The organism is Bartonella sp. AC535YNZD (assembly GCF_042196625.1).
Lineage (GTDB): Bacteria > Pseudomonadota > Alphaproteobacteria > Rhizobiales > Rhizobiaceae > Bartonella.
Window position 1 is genome coordinate 1 of the sequence record NZ_JBHIQP010000063.1, and the last position, 872, is coordinate 872.

The window sequence follows — 872 nt, forward strand, 5'->3', positions numbered from 1 at the left end:
TATGTCTCCATAGATGTCCAAATGTAATGCCTTTTGCGAGAGAATTGGCCATGCTTGATAGTTTGAGTAACAGCATGATGGATATAATGGACAAGATGAGAGCTCCTCCAAACATGAAGCTTACATTCTGGTTGTAGTCGAGTTTCATATCACTCAAATAGTTTGCAAAGATATTCATCATCAGATTAAATACAGTTGCTAAGAGTAGAAAGAGGATTATATAATTGACGACTTGGATTATCCATTGCTCGAAAAGGCGATGAGTTGGTTGCCAGAGCAAAGCAATGATGAAGAGTGGTCCCAATCCTACGAGAAGTGTAATAGCGATTTTTGTCAGGAGCACGAGACCCCCACCGATTGCGACTACGAGGCTTGTTGCTAGCAAGATGAGGATTCCTAAGAGACTGTAAAGCAATCCATTGGCTTCGAAGAAGACGGTTTCTTGGAAAAGACGGCCTGCATATTGGAATCCTTTGGTTGCTGCTTTGTCAAGTAAATTCATTAATTGTGTATCATTGAGTGGATTTGTTATGAGCGCCTTTGATAACTCATAGGGCATTTGTGTTATCAAAATGGCAATTTCATTCTGATAAAGTCCTGTGGTAAGAGCTATTGAAGTAATAATACTTATCCGCAGGAAACGGTTTACGAATCCGGAAAGTGGCATATCGATAGCACCCCGAATGATGAGCCAACCATAGATGACGAAAGCGATTGTGATACCGATTGATACAAAGGGTGTAATTGTAGCTATTGTTTTTGAGGAAATGTCCGTGACATATGTTTTTGTTATCTGATCAATTTTATTGAAAAGTTGCGTGAACACTGTAAAGTCCATGGAATTCCTCTTTAATGAATTTTCAACTTTTTAT

1 protein-coding gene is annotated in these 872 nt (G+C 39.0%); it reads right to left on the reverse strand.

Translation table 11 applies throughout. The features are described 5' to 3' along the window. Positions 1 to 838, reverse strand: an 838-nt coding sequence (locus ACFIM8_RS09160; RefSeq protein WP_375614836.1) for a type IV secretion system protein, incomplete at its 3' end; no start/stop codon positions are given. Between the last annotated feature and the right edge of the window lie 34 nt (positions 839 to 872).